This is a genomic window from Rhizobium sp. Leaf306 (assembly GCF_001423425.1).
Classification (GTDB): Bacteria; Pseudomonadota; Alphaproteobacteria; order Rhizobiales; family Rhizobiaceae; genus Neorhizobium; species Neorhizobium soli.
In genome coordinates this window covers 1,240,494-1,254,700 of record NZ_LMNX01000001.1, presented here as the reverse complement: position 1 = coordinate 1,254,700, position 14,207 = coordinate 1,240,494, and the positions used below count along the sequence as shown (strand labels likewise).

Sequence of the window (14,207 nt, the reverse complement as noted above, 5' to 3'; positions counted from 1 at the left end):
GTCTTCGCCGACGGGTCTGTTAAGAAAACGCCCTGGATGCCTCAGACTATTGCGCACCTTGGTTAAGGACGTCCTAATGGCAGCTGATTGCAATGCGGCTTTGAAACCATGACAGCGAAGAAAAAACCCCAGGTTTACATCACTCGCAAACTTCCGGACGCCGTTGAAACGCGCATGCGCGAGCTTTTCGACGCAGAGCTCAATATCGACGATTGTCCCCGTTCGCGCGAAGAGCTTATCGCTGCTATGAAGACCGCCGATGTGCTGGTGCCGACGGTTACCGATAGGATCGACGCAGGGCTGATCGCGGAAGCAGGCCCGCAGCTGAAGCTGATCGCCAGTTTTTCCAACGGTACCGATCATATCGATGTGGATGCGGCCGCGAAGAAAGGAATCACGGTCACCAACACGCCGAACGTCCTGACCGAAGACACGGCCGACATGACCTTGGCGCTGATTCTTGCCGTCAACCGACGCCTGGCGGAAGGATCGCGGATCCTCACCGACAAGCCCGGAGACTGGGAAGGCTGGAGCCCGACCTGGATGCTCGGCCGGCGGATCTGGGGCAAGCGTATCGGCATCGTCGGCATGGGCCGCATCGGCAGTGCCGTGGCGCGCCGGGCCAAGGCCTTCGGCCTCGCCATCCATTATCACAATCGCAAGCCGGTCAGTCCGGCCACCGAGGAAGAGCTGGAGGCGACCTATTGGGACAGCCTCGACCAGATGCTTGCGCGCGTCGATATCGTCTCGATCAACTGCCCGTCGACGCCGGCGACCTTCCACCTTCTCTCGGCCCGCCGGCTGGCCTTGCTGCAGCCCGGTTCGATCATCGTCAACACCGCCCGCGGCGATATCATCGACGAGGTCGCGATGGTGCAGCTGCTGCGCGATGGGAAAATTGCAGGCGCAGGGCTCGACGTCTATCAGAACGAACCGGCCGTCAATCCGAAGCTGGTCAAGCTCGCCCGCGAGGGACGTGTCGTGCTGCTGCCGCATATGGGCTCGGCAACGATCGAAGGTCGCATCGACATGGGCGACAAGGTGATCATCAATATCCGCACGTATTTCGACGGCCATCGCCCACCGAACCGGGTTCTGCCCGGCCGGAACTAGGTTGTCTGCGAAAGCCGCTTCCGCATCTCGATCGATGTCGTTCTGGCATAGCCCGCATGGGCATTCTCGGCCGTCTTCACGAAGCCCCACCTCGCGAAGGTCGTGTGATTGCCGGTAAGCTCGATGCGGGTCTCCAGCCTGAGCGCAGGCAGGCCTCTTTGCCGCGCGATATCCTCCGCCACGGAAAGCAGATGCCGGCCGATGCCTCGGCTCTGGAACGCAGGCGATATCGCCAGCTTGCCCACATAGAGACATCCGGGTTCAGGCTTCAGAAACACGCAACCTGCAAGCTGTCCCTCTTCCACCGCGACGAACGCAATCTCGTCGCGCGCCTTCTGCTCAAGCGACACAAGCGTGAGCCGGTGGGCAGAGGAGGGCGGATCGATCACCCCGTCCATATAGGCAAAGGATGACATGATCAGCGTCAGCAGGTCTTCCCAGCCGGTGAAACTCTCGTCGATGCGAACGATCTCAGTCATTCGGTAGCCGTCCGTTTCGCACGGCGCTTGTACTTGATCACATCGAACCGCGTTGCAAGTCCATCGTAGAGCAACAGGCGCCTAACCAGCGGTTCGCCAATCCCTGTCACCAATTTGATCGCTTCCATCGCCATCAGCGTCCCGATCACGCCGGTGAGCGCACCGACGACGCCAGTCTCCGCGCAGGCGGGGATAAGGCCTTCCGGCGGCTGCTCGGGGAAGAGGTCGCGGTAGGTGGGGTTGAGCTCTCCGTCCGCGCCGGCCTCGTACGGTTTCAGTACCGTCACCGACCCGTCGAAACGTCCGACCGCACCCGTGACCAATGGAATGCGGGCCGCTTCCGCAGCGTCCGCTGCCGCATACCGCGTGTCGAAATTGTCCGAGCCGTCTATCAGCAGGCGGAAACGGGAGAGATGCATCTGCGCCCATTCGGCGGAGAAGCGCTCCTCGAAATCCATCACCCGCGTATTCGGGTTCAACCGCGCGATCGCTTGCCTTGCACTTCGTGTCTTCATTTCGCCGATCGTGCCGGTATCGTGAATTACCTGACGCTGCAGGTTGGACAGCGAAACGCGGTCGTCGTCGACGATGCCGATCGTGCCAATGCCGGCCGCCGCGAGATATTCGAGAATGGGCGCCCCAAGACCGCCCGCACCGATCACCAGCACACGTGCGCTCTTGAGCTTCTGCTGGCCCTGACCGCCGATCTCCGGCAGCAGGATATGGCGGCGATAGCGCTCGATTTCATCTGGGCGAAGCGTGTCCGAATTCTGGTTTTCCATCATGGGATCATAGCACCGCAGAAATCGAGTGTAAGCAGGTTCAGCGGCTTATGCCGCCATGCGAGACTGTCAGGAACTGCGCCCGGTCGGCAAGCGCTGCAAACATGTGGCGATCGGTGCCGGTCATGAAGGCCTGGCCGCCCAGCCCATGCACGAGATCGAACAATGTCGCGCGCCGTCCCTCGTCCAGATGTGCTGCAATCTCGTCCAGAAGCAGGATTGGCGCATGGCCGGTCATATCAGCCGTCAGGCGGGCGTGGGCAAGCACGAGCCCGATCAGCAGGGCTTTCTGCTCCCCGGTCGAGCAGCGCGAAGCCTCGATGTCCTTCTCGCGGTGACGAACGGTTAGGTCGACACGGTGCGGACCATCCAGTGTTCGTCCCGCTGCAGCGTCGCGGCCACGCCCTGACGCGAGCATGGCGAGATATTCATCTTCGAGGTCCGCCGCGGGCCGATCCATGGCACCGTCCAGAAACCCTTCCAGCGAAAGCTCTGGCGTTGGAAACGGCGTGTCGCCGAGATTGGCAGACAGCGTCTTCAGCAGTCCCAGCATCTCGTGCCGGGCCGCTGCCATGGATATGCCGAGACCCGCCATCTGGGCCTCGATTGCGGAAAGCCACGCAGGGTCGAACCGTCCTTCGGACAGCAACCGGTTGCGGCTGCGCATGGCGCGCTCAAAATCGCCCGCCCGCCGACCGTGGCCTGCATCGAGCGAGAGAACCAGTCGATCGAGAAAGCGGCGACGGTCGGCCGAAGGGCCGGTAAACAGGCCGTCCATCGCCGGCGTCAGCCACAGGGCACGAAGATGGTCGGAAAGTTCCTCCGTCGATTTTGCCGGCGTGCCGTTGATGCGGAGCTTACGGCTGACACCGTCGCCGTCATTCGCTTCGATGCCGGTGCCGAGCGAAACCTCGCCTTCCATCCCGTCCACATCCGCAAAGACGCTGAAACCAGCGGCAGCACCGACGCGCGTGACATCGCTCAGCACGGCGCGGCGCAGGCCACGGCCCGGAGACAGGAAGGACACGGCTTCGAGAAGGTTGGTCTTGCCCGCACCGTTCTCGCCGGTCAGGACGACATGCCGGCCGTCGAGATCGAGCGAAGCCTGGGTGTAATTCCGGAAGTCGGTCAGCTTCAGCCGGGAAAGGAAAGTCTTTTGCGCCATCTTGTATCGCGTTGTTTCCACGTAGGAGCTAAGGACTTCGCGCCAAGAAGGCAAGCGGAGGTCTACAAGTCACATCACCCTGAGCAGAATGCAGGCCGTGCCCGCCGTTTTCTTCCCGCTCCAAACGCTGTAGTCTCGGAGAAAGCCTCAGCCGGAGGGATCCGGCGAATGCCCGAAATCGAGTGCGAGTGAATAGTGTGACCGACGACGATAGAATTTTGAAGCTGGAGGAATTGGCGGCGCATCAGGCCAAGGTCATCGAGGAACTGTCCGACCAGCTTGCCGAACAGTGGAAGGTCGTCGAGCAGACCCGCTCGAAGCTCGACCGGCTGACCGTACGCTTTCTGTCCCTCGAGGAAACCTCGCTGGAAGCGCCGGCCAACACCAGGCCGCCACACTACTGACCGTCACGCGGCGGCGCGGGCAAAGCGCCTCAGGGCCACATATTCCCAGATTGCGACGGCCAGAAGCGAACCCGTCGCAAGCATCTGGATGTGGACGGTTGTCAGGCTCGCAACAAGCAGAAAGCAGGCAACAAGGACGGCAATGCCGGCGCAATGCGACCATGGCACATGCTTTGTCGAATGCGTCTTTACCCAGATCATGCCGCTTAAGAACAGGATCGGACCGCCTAGAAGCGCGAAAGCCTGAGCAAGCGTCGCATGCTCGTGCGCATGCGACAGTGCGAAGTCTTCACCGACTGCTGTAAGGATGATGCCAGCGATAATCGGCAGGTGACCGTAGGTGAAAAGATGATTCGCGGTCGCCTGCGGCTCTGAACTTTCTTCCGCCTTGTCGGCTGCCTTTTCCTGCCCGTCATGGAAGTAGATCCACCACATCAGCACGGTCGAAAGGAAGGCTACAAACAGCACCAGTGGCGTCAAGCTGCTTTCCAGATGACTGGATGCATTCTTGCCCGTGGTGAGGATCGTTTCCCCAAGCGCGATGATGACGAACAGCGCGCAGCGTTCGGCCATATGCTCGCCGTTGATGTCAAGCGTTTCCGCAGGCGCGGCACCTAGCCCGGGCACCCGGTAACGTAGGATCGGTGCGATATATTCGATCGCCAGCGCAGCAATCCAGAAATACACCCGGACGGACTGTTCACCGAGGCCGCCGGCGATCCACAAAGCGCTCGAAACCGAAAGCCAGACGGTAATCCGCTGGAAGGTGACATAGGAGGCCCGATCGGCGTGTCGGAAGGCGTAGAGCGCAAACAGCGATCGAATGATCTGCATGGCCGAATAGGCGAGCGCTAAGGTCAGGCCCATGTCCTGAAACGCCCTCGGCAGGGCAATTGCCAGAATGACGCCGAGAAACATCAGGCCGAACAGCAGGATCCGCACCGGCTCTATTTCGGCATCGAGAAGATTGGTGACCCAGGTCGTGTGGATCCAGACCCACCAGAGCGCGAAGATGAAAATCAGCGCTTCGGCGGCGATCCCGAGTGAGAAATCCGCGGCCAGCGTTTCCGACAACTGGATGAAGGCGAAGACGAAGACCAGGTCGAAGAACAGTTCCGGGAAGTTGGCCTTGGTCGCCTGCTTGTCGTCTTTGCGAAGCCAGTAGTGTTTACCGTCCGTCATGTCTGGTCTCGATTGTTTCAGTCCCGCAACTACAGAGCGGGATTGTTCAGCTCTATAATAATGGCTGGGCAGATTGCGGTGTCTATAAGGGTTAACGAAGAAAAACGCCGGCGCAGGGCCGGCGTTTTGCAATCTTCGTCTTTGCGACAGCCATCAGGTGTCGAAGAATTCCTTCATCCGGGCAAAGAAGCCCGTCGATTCCGGATTGTTCTCCTTGGACGAGATGTCCTCGAACTCCTGCAGCAGCTCGCGCTGGCGCTTGGTCAGCTTCTGCGGCGTCTCGATCTGGATCTGGATGTAGAGGTCACCCGTCTGTGAAGACCGCAGCACCGGCATTCCCTTGCCCTTGAGGCGGAACTGCTTGCCGGCCTGTGTGCCCTCAGGAACGGTCACACGTGACTTCGATCCATCCAGCGTCCCGACATCGAACGTGCCGCCAAGCGCTGCCGTTGTCATGGAGATCGGCACGGCGCAGTAGAGATCGGCGCCATCACGCTGGAAGAACTCGTGCGGTCGGACCGACAGGAAGATGTAGAGATCCCCGGTTGGGCCACCGCGCGCACCGGCTTCGCCTTCGCCCTGCAGGCGAATGCGCGTGCCGTCTTCGATGCCCGATGGAATGTTTACGGACAGCGAACGCTCTTCGGTGACGCGACCCTGGCCGTGGCACTTGGTGCACGGATCGGTGATGGTCTGTCCGCGGCCATGACAGGTCGGGCAGGTCCGTTCGACCGAGAAGAAGCCCTGGGATGCACGGACGCGCCCGGATCCCTGGCAGGTGCCGCAGGTCTTCGGCTGGGTGCCGGGCTTGGCGCCCGAACCCGAACAGACATCACAGGTGATCGAGGACGGAACCCGGATCTGCGCCGTCTTCCCGGCATAGGCCTCGTCGAGGGTGATCTCCATATTGTAGCGAAGATCGGCGCCACGTTCGCGACCGCCGGAGGACCGGCGCGCACGGCCGCCACCCATCATGTCGCCGAAAATGTCTTCGAAAATGTCGGAGAAGCCACCTGCTCCCGCGCCGCCGGAGAAGCCGCCACCGCCGCCGCCCATGCCACCCTGTTCGAAGGCAGCATGACCGAAGCGATCATAGGCCGCGCGCTTCTGGGGATCCTTCAGCGTCTCGTAAGCTTCGCCGATCTCCTTGAATTTCTTCTCAGCTTCCGCATCGCCGGGGTTCTTGTCGGGATGGTATTTCATCGCAAGCTTACGGAAGGCGCTTTTCAGCTCCTTCTCGTCAGCGGATTTGCCGACACCCAGCGTTTCGTAAAAATCTGCTTTAGCCATAAGCGGTAACCGGCTCCAGAAAGGGTTCCGGCTGCACGATGGCAGCCGGATATCTTAGTCGACTATCTAGCGGTATCCGTCAACGGAACCAGACTTAGGCCGACTTCTTGTCGTCCTTGATTTCCTCGTAGTCGGCATCGACGACACCGTCGTCCTTGCCGGCTTCGGCAGCGCCACCATCAGCCTGCTGGGCCTCATAGATGGCCTGACCAAGCTTCATGGATGTTTCCATGAGGGTCTGGGTCTTCGCCTGGATGTCATCTGCATCAGGCTCGGAAGCTTCGACCGAAGCCTTGAGCGCGGCAATGGCATCCTCGATCGCCTTACGGTCGGTCTCGGTTACCTTGTCGCCATATTCAGCCAGCGACTTCTCGCTGGAGTGAATGAGGCTTTCGGCCTGGTTCTTGGCTTCCACACCGGCACGACGCTTCTTGTCGGTTTCGGCGTTCGCCTCGGCGTCCTTGACCATCTTCTCGATGTCGGCGTCGGACAGACCACCAGATGCCTGGATGCGGATCTGCTGTTCCTTGCCGGTACCCTTGTCCTTGGCCGAAACCTGGACGATGCCGTTGGCGTCGATGTCGAACGTGACTTCGATCTGCGGCATGCCGCGCGGAGCCGGCGGCAGACCGACGAGGTCGAACTGACCAAGCAGCTTGTTGTCCTGCGCCATTTCACGCTCGCCCTGCGAAACGCGGATCGTCACGGCCGACTGGTTATCGTCGGCGGTCGAGAAGGTCTGCGACTTCTTCGTCGGGATCGTCGTGTTGCGGTCGATCAGGCGGGTAAAGACGCCACCGAGCGTTTCGATGCCGAGCGACAGCGGGGTCACGTCGAGAAGGAGAACGTCCTTGACGTCGCCCTGCAGAACGCCGCCCTGGATCGCGGCGCCCATGGCAACCACTTCATCCGGGTTGACGCCCTTGTGCGGCTCCTTGCCGAACAGCTGCTTGACGACTTCCTGTACCTTCGGCATGCGGCTCATGCCGCCGACCAGAACGACTTCGTCGATTTCAGCGGCAGTCACGCCGGCATCCTTCAAGGCTGCCTTGCACGGTGCGACAGTGCGCTGGACGAGATCGTCGACCAGGCTTTCGAACTTCGAGCGCGTCAGCTTCAAGGTCAGGTGCTTCGGACCGGAAGCATCGGCCGTGATGAACGGCAGGTTGATTTCGGTCTGCTGCGACGACGACAGTTCGATCTTTGCCTTCTCGGATGCTTCCTTGAGGCGCTGCAGAGCGAGCTTGTCGTTCTTCAGGTCGATGCCGTTTTCCTTCTTGAACTCGTTTGCGAGATATTCGACGAGACGCATGTCGAAGTCTTCACCACCGAGGAAGGTGTCACCGTTGGTCGACTTCACTTCGAAGACGCCATCGCCGATTTCGAGAACCGAGATATCGAACGTGCCGCCGCCCAAGTCGTAAACGGCAATCGTCTTGCCTTCCTTCTTGTCGAGGCCGTAGGCAAGTGCTGCAGCCGTCGGCTCGTTGATGATGCGCAGAACTTCAAGACCCGAAATGCGGCCGGCATCCTTGGTTGCCTGGCGCTGAGCATCGTTGAAGTACGCGGGAACCGTGATGACGGCCTGCGTGACCTTCTCGCCGAGATAGGCTTCTGCGGTTTCCTTCATCTTCTGAAGGATCATCGCCGAGATCTGGGCCGGAGAGTAGGCCTTGTCCTGAGCCTTCACCCAAGCGTCGCCGTTGTCGCCCTTGACGATATCAAAGGGTACGAGGCCCTTGTCCTTCTCAACGGTCGGGTCTTCGTAGCGGCGGCCGATAAGGCGCTTCACTGCGAAGAGCGTATTGGTTGGGTTGGTTACAGCCTGGCGCTTGGCCGGCTGACCGACGAGACGTTCGCCGTCGTCAGAAAATGCGACCATGGACGGCGTCGTGCGCGCGCCTTCCGCATTCTCGATGACTTTGGAATCCTTGCCGTCCATGATGGCGACGCAGGAGTTGGTAGTGCCAAGGTCGATGCCAATTACTTTTGCCATATCTTCTCTCTCCTTTAAGCGAACTGTCGGAACCCCGTGAAAGGCATTCCTTTGACAGTTCCTCGACTGGGAATTTTCGCAGCACCGGCTGCTGTCATGCGGGGTATATAAGGACGGGTTTTTCGGACTGCAAGGCGGGAATTCGCCTGCATTCACGCAAAAAAATGCAATTTTCCTTCTGTCTTTCTAACGGGCTACTGGCCCATGAGGATATCGTACAGCGTCGTGCGACGCGTTTCCTGCGGCTGGTAGACTTGTCCGACGTCCGAAGGCGGCATCGGACGGCCGCCGACATCGCCGGGCGGCACCGGTGCCTGGCTATCGTAAGGGGCACGATATTCGCGGTAATCCCTGTATTCTCCGGGTTGCGCCCGGTTGGCAGAACCGCCTTCGCGATACTGTCGCGGCGGCGGTCTGTTGTCATAAACCGTGCCGGTGTTGCAGACCGCGTTGTCACCATAGGCGCAATCGGGCTGGCCCGGGGTGGCAGGCTGGACTTGCTGGCGCGTCGCGGGCGGAGGCCTGCGTGCCGGCTGTTCGAGAGAGGCTTCTCCACGAGGTGCCGCCTGTTGGACCGGCGCACGCGGAGCTGGCGGAAAATTGTCGGGCGCAGGCGCTTCACGCTGATCGCTCGCCCCCGGTATGATGCCGGAAATGATGTCGCCAATCGATGTCGATGGCGATTGTTCTTCCTCGACGGGCGGTGGCAGCTGAAGGCCGCTGTTGAAACCGAACAGTGGCGTCGGGGTATAGCCCTTCATCGCCACCGTCATGTATTCCTTCCAGGCTTTTGCCGGCAGGCCGCCACCCGTCACCTTTTTCATGAAGGCGCCGTCGTCGTTGCCGAACCAGATCCCTGTCGTCATGATACTGGTATAACCGACGAACAGCGCATCGCGGAACGACTGGGTCGTCCCCGACTTGCCGGCAACCTGCCAGCCGTCGAGGCGCGCGGCCCGTCCGGTGCCGTCACGGACCACGCCCGACATCATGCTGTTCATGGCAGCGGCAACCGGCGCGCTGAGGACACGCGGCGGGTTGGTGTAGTCGGCCTCATAGAGAACCTTGCCGTCCGTATCCGCGATCCGCTTCACGATGTAAGGCGTCGCCTTGTAGCCGCCGTTCATGAAGGCCGCATAGGATGAGGTGAGTTCCGTCAGCGAGACTTCCGATGTCCCGAGCGCGATCGAGGCGTTCGGCTGGATGTCGGAATCGACGCCGAGCCGATGCGCCATCGACACGACCTTTTCAGGCCCCACCGCCATCACCAGTTGAGCGGCGACGGTGTTGAGCGAATGAGCCATCGCATAGGAAAGCGGAACCGGCCCCTTGTATTCCTTCTCATAATTCTCCGGCGTCCAGTTGCCGATGCGGACAGGCGCGTCGTTGACGATCGTGTCCGGATTGTAGCCCGCTTCGAGAGCCGAGGCATAGACGAACGGCTTGAACGCGGAGCCCGGCTGGCGCTTGGCCTTGACGGCCCGGTTGAACTGGCTTTGGGCGTAATCGCGGCCGCCCACCATTGCGCGGATTGCGCCAGTCGCATCGACGGAAACAAGCGCCGCCTGCGAGGCGTTCAGCTTGCCGCCTTCCTTGTTGAGCACATCTTTCAAAGCCTTTTCGGCGGCTTCCTCGAGACGCAGATCGACGGTGGTCTCGACGACGACATCGACCTTCGGCTCCCCGATCAGACGCTTGACCTCATCGACCACCATGTCTGCGGCGTAGTGCTGGGCGCCGTTCCAGGAGCTCTTGGCGTTGGAAGGCGGCTGCGCCATCGCGGTCTTGAGGTCGCTGTCAGTGATGTAGCCTTCTTCCCGCATCGTCCCGAGAACGACCTGTGCCCGCTCTTCGGCCGCTTTCGGATCTCTGGCAGGCGAAAGCCGCGAGGGCGCCTTCAAGAGACCCGCAAGCGTTGCCGCCTCGCCGAGGTTGACGTCCCGTGCCGACTTGTTGAAGTAGCGACGCGAAGCGGCCTCTACACCATAGGCGTTCGCGCCGAAGTACACCCGGTTGAGGTACATCGCCAGGATCTGGTCCTTGGTGAATTTCGTCTCCAGCCAGAAGGACAAGAGCACTTCCTGGATCTTGCGCTCGAACGTGCGGTCCGGGGATAGGAACAGGTTCTTGGCAAGCTGCTGGGTGATCGTCGAACCGCCCTGGATCGGCTGGCCTGTCAGGTTGTTGACGAAGGCGCGCGCCAGACCCAGCGGATCGACGCCGAAATGGGAATAGAAGCGCCGGTCCTCGATCGACATGACGGCCTGGGGCAGGTAGGGCGACATGTCTTCCAGCGCCAGCGCCTCGCCACCAGTCGTGCCGCGGTTGGCGATCACCGACCCATCGGTCGAGGTGATCTTCATGTTTGGCGGACGGTCTGGAATGGTCCAGCTGCTGGCAGACGGCATCTGCGCGCCGTAGTAGAGAACAAGTCCACCGATGCCGATCGCTGCCCAGATCGACAGGACGACGCACCAGTAAACCAGTCGTTTCAGGGGCGCGAAGAAGCCGCCATTGTCGCCACCGCGATTTGACGATGCCTTGCGCGAAGACCTGTCGCGGTCGTTGGACGGGTCGGACTGCTTGCGTGTCTTGCGGGGCGGGAGATCGTCGTACTCGTCATCGGCCTTCTGCGCACGCCGGGTGGAGCGTCCATTGCCAATGATGCGGTCGTCCGCGTCGAGACGGAAGTCATCTTTGTCCTGCGATCCGCCAAAAGACGGTTCGACGCGTTTGTCCGATTTTCTGGCTGCCATGATGAGCCGGCATATCCCCGTTACGCGCATCCTGAATGCGCTGTTCTCACAAATTGTCGCCCGAGTTATCTCGCTGCAGTGTAAATGCGGCGATTTAAGGAGATGTAAAATCCGATCGGACGCTATTTAATATGAGTGCCGCCTAAAAAAGGCTGGATTTCTACGTAAAACAGTTGCTTTCTATATACGGTAATTTGCCTGTCGGATCGGTTTGAGTTCCACCTTGGAGGAGGGGAGTGCATGAACAGGATCGTTGAGGCTGTGGTCATCAATGGCGACCGGCGTGTTCCGGTCGGTCTCGTTAGCGTCAAGCAGGCGCTCGAGATGCCACATAACGGTGTCTTTTCCAGCGGCATGTTTGAATTCAGTCATCCGGCCTATGAGGCTGGAAAGACCGATGTGTTTCTGACGCGAGAGGCGCTGTCGAAGTTGCAGCTCATGTAGAAGCTCGGTGGCCTTGCCCGCAAACCCGCTACGGCGGCGCTGCATGCCCAGTCGCGTCTTGCGGACGGAACTTCATTCCGGCCCGTGGATTGTCTTCAAAAGGAGATGACCATGGCGAGAAAACCACTCAATGTCGGCTTCACCGGTGATATCGACCCTGAAACGGGCGTCGTTGAAAAAGCAAAATCCACAGCCGCGAAGGTGAAGGACGAAGCGGGAATGGTCGCAGCGCATGCTGTGGATCACCCGGCCGCTACTGCATCCGTTGCCGCATCCATCGGCGTGGCGGCATTTCTACTCGGTTATCTGCTAGGCGTTTCGTCCCGGCCCCACGACAGGCAACGCTGGCTTTGACCCGCGATCCGCGTCCAGCGCTAGCCCTGCCCGATGAGCGGACCGGAACAATCATTGGTTATAGCCGTTTCCTCTAGACCTACCCGGAGACAAAGGAGGCATTCATGCCGAATCGTGACCCATTGCCAACTCCCGGCGTCGAGACTCCCCGTGGTCCCGTGGGGACTGGCGGAGTGCCCGACCGCACGCAGGAAAAGCCGCCGCTGACCCCGACGCAGGATCCGGGGGATACGAAAAACCCGCAGGATCCCACATTGGAGCCGGCTCTGATGCCGACGGGAGACCCGGCAGGCGCTGCCTGATTCGTGGTCCGAAGAAATTGATGATCTACGCCTTCCGGTGACAAGCGCGCCGGGCGGCGTGGCTCGCGATAAGGGTGTGGCTATTGTTAATAACCCCCTAAATTGCACCCGTGCGATCTTGTTATTGCTATTCAATTAGTCAGATCTCACACTGCCGGCTGCATCCACTCGTTTCCTTCGCTGAGGTTTGGAGGCTGCAAGCGGATAAGTCTTTTAGCCTGATCGCGGCTCCCAGGGGTATGGGGAGGAGCCTCGCCATCCGCACGTGAGGGGCAAATGCCAAGTCAGCTTATCCGCAAGCCGGTCAGTTCCGGCCAGCTCAACCTATTGCAGCAAGTCTTCGACGAGACCTGCTCCGAGCACCACATCGATAAAAGCAGTCCAGATGCAGAAGCACTGGCGCTCATTCTCGTCAACTCGCTTCAAAAGGGCGCCGACGAAAAAGAGAAACTGGCTGCATTGGCGGAAACTCTCGCCAAGGCGCGGTAGATTCCGGGTCGAACAGACATTCGGGCCATTCAAGGAACATATCCTGTCTTCGAAAGTTGACCGTGCTCTCGATCAACAACAGACAGGAGGCCAAAATGGCAGAATCCGTAAAGAGCCTGAAGCCAACCGAATCCCAGTCGCCATCCTTCGATCATGTGCCGAGCGAAAATTCGGCATTTAATTCCGAGATCGCCAGCCTCAAGTCCGAGATCGCCAATTTGCGTGATCTGTTGGCAGAAAAAGGCAGCGTTGCTTATGACCGCGTTGCAAGCCGCGCGTCCGATGCCGCAAGCTACGTTTCGGAAGAAGCAAATTCCGTGGCCGCCACTGTCCGCGAGCATCCTGCAGCAACCACGACCCTGATCACCCTGATTGGCGGTATCGGCTTTGCGATCGGCTATCTCGTCGCCAACGCGTCCGTCGACAGCAAGCAGGCCTGGTATCAGCGTTACATCAACGACCGCTTCTAAGAATACCTTATCCGTCTAGCCGGCCGAACTATCCGTTCGGCTGGCGCAGTCGATCCAGAAGGCCTTGGTGAGTTCTGCAAGTCGTTCCGGGTCAATCCTGATCGCAGCATTCGTTGCTCCAGCTGCGGGCACGACCTCAGGGTAATCCTTTAGCGAAAGGTCGCAATAGACCTGGAGCTCAGTCGCAAGACCAAACGGGCACACCCCTCCGATCGGATGGCCAGTTGCTGCCATGACCTCATCGCCGGACAGCATCCGCGGTTTGGCGCTGAAGACCGACCTGAACTTCTTATTGTCGATGCGACTGTTTCCCGACATTACGACCAACAGCATGACGTCGCCCGCTCGCAGGCAGATTGTCTTCGCGATCTGGTCAGGATCGACGCCATGCGCGAGTGCTGCAAGCGGAACGGTCGCCGAACTCTGTTCGGTCTCGATGATCTCGATGTCAGGGGCGTGGGTCGCGAAAAAGCTGCGTACGGATTCAAGGCTCATGGGTGCAGCATGACCGAAGCGCATCCAGCGGGCAAGTCTCGCGAGGCATGCAATTCTTGCAATGCTGCGGTGCGAAATTACGTCTGTTTTTTGTGCGTTTCCGCTGTATGTTTAAATCATCGACGGACGCACTCCTCCTCCCAGCGTCCCCGATGGGGCCGGCAACACTCCTCCTCCCAGTTGTTGGCCAGTTTCAGAAGCCCGACGCACCTCCTCCCGCGTCGGGCTTTTCTGTTTTCTGAGGGGCTGGAGCGATGAGATATCTTAAGCGCCTGAAGCTCTCGAAAAGGCCCGCAACTCCAAGAACTTGCGTCGATGTAGCGGATGCAGGGCACCACGATCGCGTCTGGATCGATCGATTTGCGCCCGGTCCTGCAGGCTTGACGCCAAAACGGCCAGACCTTAAATCCTCTGCATCGATATTTGTTTGACAAGCCAGCACGTGGCTAAACTGCCCCGCCTGCGACGATCTTTCTTCAAATACGA

Annotated in this window: 15 protein-coding genes; 7 read left to right on the top strand and 8 right to left on the bottom strand. The window is 60.0% G+C overall.

Annotation, left to right across the window (positions count from 1 at the left end; all coding sequences use genetic code 11):
• Positions 1 to 108: 108 nt before the first annotated feature.
• A complete protein-coding gene (locus ASG19_RS05925) occupies positions 109 to 1,113 on the top strand; it encodes a D-glycerate dehydrogenase (RefSeq protein WP_062454186.1) in 1,005 nt (334 codons plus the stop codon).
• Here ASG19_RS05925 and ASG19_RS05920 read toward each other — a convergent pair.
• The 3 genes from ASG19_RS05920 to recF are packed head-to-tail and all read right to left on the bottom strand — an operon-like array spanning position 1,110 to position 3,539.
• Positions 1,110 to 1,592 (bottom strand): GNAT family N-acetyltransferase, encoded by a 483-nt coding sequence (locus tag ASG19_RS05920; RefSeq protein WP_062454185.1) that lies wholly within the window; start codon positions 1,590 to 1,592, stop codon positions 1,110 to 1,112. The genes ASG19_RS05925 and ASG19_RS05920 overlap by 4 nt on opposite strands.
• The gene (gene moeB, locus ASG19_RS05915) at positions 1,589 to 2,374 is read right to left on the bottom strand and encodes a molybdopterin-synthase adenylyltransferase MoeB (RefSeq protein WP_062454955.1); all 786 of its coding nucleotides are present in this window, start codon (positions 2,372 to 2,374) and stop codon (positions 1,589 to 1,591) included. The genes ASG19_RS05920 and moeB overlap by 4 nt, the downstream gene beginning before the upstream one ends.
• A 40-nt stretch (positions 2,375 to 2,414) precedes the next feature.
• Entirely contained in the window at positions 2,415 to 3,539 is a 1,125-nt protein-coding gene (recF, locus tag ASG19_RS05910; RefSeq protein WP_062454184.1) for a DNA replication/repair protein RecF, read from the bottom strand.
• A gap of 188 nt (positions 3,540 to 3,727) precedes the next feature.
• Here recF and ASG19_RS05905 point away from each other — a divergent pair, with 188 nt between their 5' ends.
• The gene (locus ASG19_RS05905) at positions 3,728 to 3,943 is read left to right on the top strand and encodes a SlyX family protein (protein ID WP_092663966.1); all 216 of its coding nucleotides are present in this window, start codon (positions 3,728 to 3,730) and stop codon (positions 3,941 to 3,943) included.
• A 3-nt stretch (positions 3,944 to 3,946) separates the two neighbouring features.
• Here ASG19_RS05905 and ASG19_RS05900 read toward each other — a convergent pair whose 3' ends face one another.
• From ASG19_RS05900 to ASG19_RS05885, 4 genes are all read right to left on the bottom strand, one after another.
• Positions 3,947 to 5,125, bottom strand: a complete 1,179-nt coding sequence (locus ASG19_RS05900) for a low temperature requirement protein A (protein WP_062454182.1) — start codon at positions 5,123 to 5,125, stop codon at positions 3,947 to 3,949.
• A 153-nt stretch (positions 5,126 to 5,278) separates the two neighbouring features.
• Positions 5,279 to 6,415 carry a molecular chaperone DnaJ gene (gene dnaJ, locus ASG19_RS05895; protein ID WP_062454181.1) on the bottom strand — a complete coding sequence of 379 codons (1,137 nt, stop codon included), beginning with the start codon at positions 6,413 to 6,415 and terminating at the stop codon, positions 5,279 to 5,281.
• Between the two features lie 94 nt (positions 6,416 to 6,509).
• A complete protein-coding gene (gene dnaK, locus ASG19_RS05890) occupies positions 6,510 to 8,411 on the bottom strand; it encodes a molecular chaperone DnaK (protein ID WP_062454180.1) in 1,902 nt (633 codons plus the stop codon).
• Between the two features lie 194 nt (positions 8,412 to 8,605).
• Positions 8,606 to 11,167: a transglycosylase domain-containing protein gene (locus ASG19_RS05885; RefSeq protein ID WP_062454179.1), complete on the bottom strand. Its 2,562-nt coding sequence runs from the start codon at positions 11,165 to 11,167 to the stop codon at positions 8,606 to 8,608.
• A gap of 240 nt (positions 11,168 to 11,407) precedes the next feature.
• Here ASG19_RS05885 and ASG19_RS05880 point away from each other — a divergent pair, with 240 nt between their 5' ends.
• The 5 genes from ASG19_RS05880 (at position 11,408) to ASG19_RS05860 (ending at position 13,226) form a co-directional block, all read left to right on the top strand.
• A complete protein-coding gene (locus ASG19_RS05880) occupies positions 11,408 to 11,611 on the top strand; it encodes a hypothetical protein (RefSeq protein ID WP_062454178.1) in 204 nt (67 codons plus the stop codon).
• Between the two features lie 111 nt (positions 11,612 to 11,722).
• Positions 11,723 to 11,965, top strand: coding sequence for a hypothetical protein (locus tag ASG19_RS05875; RefSeq protein WP_062454177.1), 243 nt, complete (start codon positions 11,723 to 11,725; stop codon positions 11,963 to 11,965).
• A gap of 104 nt (positions 11,966 to 12,069) precedes the next feature.
• The gene (locus tag ASG19_RS05870; RefSeq protein ID WP_062454176.1) at positions 12,070 to 12,267 is read left to right on the top strand and encodes a hypothetical protein; all 198 of its coding nucleotides are present in this window, start codon (positions 12,070 to 12,072) and stop codon (positions 12,265 to 12,267) included.
• A gap of 276 nt (positions 12,268 to 12,543) precedes the next feature.
• On the top strand, positions 12,544 to 12,756 hold the full coding sequence (locus ASG19_RS05865; protein WP_062454175.1) for a hypothetical protein: 213 nt from the start codon (positions 12,544 to 12,546) through the stop codon (positions 12,754 to 12,756).
• Between the two features lie 95 nt (positions 12,757 to 12,851).
• Positions 12,852 to 13,226: a hypothetical protein gene (locus ASG19_RS05860; protein ID WP_139283901.1), complete on the top strand. Its 375-nt coding sequence runs from the start codon at positions 12,852 to 12,854 to the stop codon at positions 13,224 to 13,226.
• 15 nt (positions 13,227 to 13,241) lie between these two features.
• Here ASG19_RS05860 and ASG19_RS05855 read toward each other — a convergent pair whose 3' ends face one another.
• Positions 13,242 to 13,721, bottom strand: coding sequence for a YbaK/EbsC family protein (locus ASG19_RS05855; RefSeq protein WP_062454953.1), 480 nt, complete (start codon positions 13,719 to 13,721; stop codon positions 13,242 to 13,244).
• Positions 13,722 to 14,207 lie beyond the last annotated feature (486 nt).

Excerpts from the sequence above, each read along its gene's own strand:
- ASG19_RS05925 (WP_062454186.1), top strand. The coding sequence starts at position 109 with ATGACAGCGAAGAAAAAACCCCAGGTTTACATCACTCGCAAACTTCCG.
- ASG19_RS05920 (WP_062454185.1), bottom strand. The coding sequence starts at position 1,592 with ATGACTGAGATCGTTCGCATCGACGAGAGTTTCACCGGCTGGGAAGAC.
- moeB (WP_062454955.1), bottom strand. The coding sequence starts at position 2,374 with ATGGAAAACCAGAATTCGGACACGCTTCGCCCAGATGAAATCGAGCGC.
- recF (WP_062454184.1), bottom strand. The coding sequence starts at position 3,539 with ATGGCGCAAAAGACTTTCCTTTCCCGGCTGAAGCTGACCGACTTCCGG.
- ASG19_RS05900 (WP_062454182.1), bottom strand. The coding sequence starts at position 5,125 with ATGACGGACGGTAAACACTACTGGCTTCGCAAAGACGACAAGCAGGCG.
- dnaJ (WP_062454181.1), bottom strand. The coding sequence starts at position 6,415 with ATGGCTAAAGCAGATTTTTACGAAACGCTGGGTGTCGGCAAATCCGCT.
- dnaK (WP_062454180.1), bottom strand. The coding sequence starts at position 8,411 with ATGGCAAAAGTAATTGGCATCGACCTTGGCACTACCAACTCCTGCGTC.
- ASG19_RS05885 (WP_062454179.1), bottom strand. The coding sequence starts at position 11,167 with ATGGCAGCCAGAAAATCGGACAAACGCGTCGAACCGTCTTTTGGCGGA.
- ASG19_RS05880 (WP_062454178.1), top strand. The coding sequence starts at position 11,408 with ATGAACAGGATCGTTGAGGCTGTGGTCATCAATGGCGACCGGCGTGTT.
- ASG19_RS05875 (WP_062454177.1), top strand. The coding sequence starts at position 11,723 with ATGGCGAGAAAACCACTCAATGTCGGCTTCACCGGTGATATCGACCCT.
- ASG19_RS05870 (WP_062454176.1), top strand. The coding sequence starts at position 12,070 with ATGCCGAATCGTGACCCATTGCCAACTCCCGGCGTCGAGACTCCCCGT.
- ASG19_RS05865 (WP_062454175.1), top strand. The coding sequence starts at position 12,544 with ATGCCAAGTCAGCTTATCCGCAAGCCGGTCAGTTCCGGCCAGCTCAAC.
- ASG19_RS05860 (WP_139283901.1), top strand. The coding sequence starts at position 12,852 with ATGGCAGAATCCGTAAAGAGCCTGAAGCCAACCGAATCCCAGTCGCCA.
- ASG19_RS05855 (WP_062454953.1), bottom strand. The coding sequence starts at position 13,721 with ATGAGCCTTGAATCCGTACGCAGCTTTTTCGCGACCCACGCCCCTGAC.